This is a genomic window from Mariniphaga sediminis (genome assembly GCF_003573545.1).
GTDB lineage: Bacteria > Bacteroidota > Bacteroidia > Bacteroidales > Prolixibacteraceae > Mariniphaga > Mariniphaga sediminis.
Genome location: NZ_QWET01000052.1, coordinates 1 through 2,829 on the forward strand (window position 1 = coordinate 1; position 2,829 = coordinate 2,829).

Below are 2,829 nucleotides of genomic sequence, written 5' to 3' on the forward strand. Positions count from 1 at the left end.
TAAACCAGATAAACCAATTACTCAAACTAACAATGAAAAATCCGAAAATTTTAAACCTGCTTCTAAAACCCTCCAATAGTTTTCAAATCTCCTATACCAAAATAGGTTTTTAGACAGACTGCCGTTAGCGGCAAGTTCAAGAAAAATTGGTAGTTATTTGATAAGTCTGTTCTTTGGTTTTTGGCTCGCTTCTAAAATTGCTGTCATAAAACTTGCAAAGCAAAGTTGGGCGCAGTAAGCCAATTTTTTAGGGGGTTGAAAATTTGCCTAAACTGTTTTTCGGACTGACTGTTCAGCACTCTTTTAAAGAATAGCAGTTAATTACCTGACAGTTTGAATTTTGGCCGCTTAGCACATGGCAGAAAAAAAATTGGCAGGAACAGCCGGTGCTGGCAAGTTTTCCGCCAGCAGATTAAATCAGGGCTGGTTAGGCTCACGTTCCGGCAAAGTAATCCCGGCAGTGGTTACCTGCAAACCCACAAGCGGTTTTGACTGAAGACAAAAAAAATTAAATTGTGACCTGGTTACTTGAAACTTTCGTTCTGAAAATGATACTTTTATGCTGTTTACAACTTGACGATGAATAAATAAATAAAAACCTGCCGCTAACAAATTGTATATGGCAGGCGGGGGTTTTAGCGGTCTGACAAGTCAGACCTTGTGCCTTCTGCCCTACCCGTCGGACACGATTTCTTCCAGAAATCCCGCCCGACCACATACAAGTGACCGTTAGCGGCAAGTTCAAGAAAAATTGGTAGTTATTTGATAAGTCTGTTCTTTGGTTTTTGGCTCGCTTCTAAAATTGCTGTCATAAAACTTGCAAAGCAAAGTTTGACGTAGTAAACCAATTTTTTGGGGTTTGACAATTTCCCAAAACTGTTTTTCGGCCTGACTGTTCAGTACCCTTTTAAAGAATAGCAGTTAATTACCTGACAATTTGAATTTTAGCCGCTTTGCACATGGCAGGGAAAAAATTGGCAGGAACAGCCGGCACTGGCAAGTTTTCCGCCAGCAGATTAAATCAGGGCTGGCAAGGCTCACGTTCCGGCAAAGTAATCCCGGCAGTGGTTACCTGCAAACCCACAAGCGGTTTTGACTGAAGAAAAAAAAAATTAAACGCGAACTGGTTACTTGAAACTTTCGTTTTGAAAATGATACTTTTATGCTGGTTACAGCCTGACGATGAATAAATAAATAAAAACCTGCCGCTAACAATTTGTATATGGCAGGCAGGGGTTTTAGCGGTCTGACAAGTCAGACCTTGCGCCCACTTTACTGCGGGTCTGACACGATTTCTTTCAGAAATCCCGCCCGACCACATACAAGTGACCGTTACCGCAAATGGTAAAAAGACAAAGGGAATGTATAGAAAATTGAATAATATTATCATATCCGACATTCTTTGTAAAGAAAATCTATTTCTCTTTACAGAATAAAGTATATTTGTAAAGAAATTCTAAAAATCTTTACACAATGAGCCAAAATAAAAATTGGAAATTAAAAGAACTGCCACTGACTGTTGACGTTGAGACGAAAGCAGTTCTTAAAAGTTTGCCTTCTGCTCATGCAGCTTTGGCAGAATTAAAAGGAATTGCATCGACAATTCCCAATCAAAATATTTTGGTCAATACACTTGGACTGCAAGAAGCAAAAGACAGTTCAGCAATCGAAAATATTATTACGACACATGATGATTTGTACAAATCAGAGTTAAACCTTGATTCATTTAAATCACTTGAAGCGAAGGAAGTCCAGAACTATATTTCTGCACTCAAAAAAGGATTTGAGTTAATAAAAACAAACGGATTAATTACAAATAACATAATCATCGAAATTCAAAAGGAATTGGAAGGAAATAGTGCCGGATTTCGAAAACTTCCCGGAACTGCTTTAAAAAATTCTTCGACTGGAGAAACAATTTATACTCCTCCGCAAGACATCAATGAAATAAATAAATTGATGACAAACCTCGAAAAGTTCATTAATGACCCTTCGATGAGCGATTACGACCCGATTATAAAAATGGCAATCATTCATTATCAATTCGAAAGTATCCATCCATTTTACGACGGGAACGGTCGCACAGGAAGAATATTAAATATCCTTTACTTAATTATTAAAAAACTGCAAACCTTACCAATCCTGTATTTAAGCAATTATATCATTCAAAATAAATCAGATTATTACAGGCTTTTACAAGAACTCCGGGACAATGAAAACTGGGAGGAATGGTTGTTATTTATGATTCATGGAATTGAAAAAACTTCTCGTGAAACCATTGAATTAATAGTCCAAATCAGAGAGTTGATGATGGAATACAAACATAAACTTCGGGACAATTATAAATTTTACAGCCAGGACTTATTAAATAACCTCTTTAAACATCCTTACACAAAAATTGAATTTATTGTAAACGACTTGAATGTTTCAAGAATTACAGCTGCAAACTATTTGAATAAACTGGCAGAGGATGGGATTTTGAAAAAAGAAAGAATTGGAACCGGAAACTATTATATAAATGAAAAATTATTTAACCTATTGACAAAAAGATAAAACCACTTGCGGTAACACGTGGTATAAGGCATGGCTGGGTTTGTGCGGATTCGACAAGTCGAATCTCGTCCCAACCTCAGTTTCGGTCGGACTGGTCAGACTCTCGTCTAACCGCCACGACCTCATACCACCACCGTCAGACTGTCTAATGACCCGTCCTAAAAAAAGGCTACACAAAATGTAGCAAATATGTATAAAAATGATGGTATCTTAAGAAGATACAGCGAGGGTTTCAAACTCAAAATTTTAGCCGAACTTAGTACAGGAAAATATTCC

Annotated in this window: 2 protein-coding genes; both read left to right on the plus strand. The window is 37.3% G+C overall.

What is annotated here, in order from left to right:
- Window positions 1-959 precede the first annotated feature (959 nt).
- Window positions 960-1,100, plus strand: a complete 141-nt coding sequence (locus D1164_RS23900) for a hypothetical protein (RefSeq protein WP_172594617.1) — start codon at window positions 960-962, stop codon at window positions 1,098-1,100.
- A 373-nt stretch (window positions 1,101-1,473) separates the two neighbouring features.
- Window positions 1,474-2,553: a Fic family protein gene (locus D1164_RS23475; RefSeq protein WP_119352341.1), complete on the plus strand. Its 1,080-nt coding sequence runs from the start codon at window positions 1,474-1,476 to the stop codon at window positions 2,551-2,553.
- The last annotated feature ends 276 nt before the right edge of the window (window positions 2,554-2,829 follow it).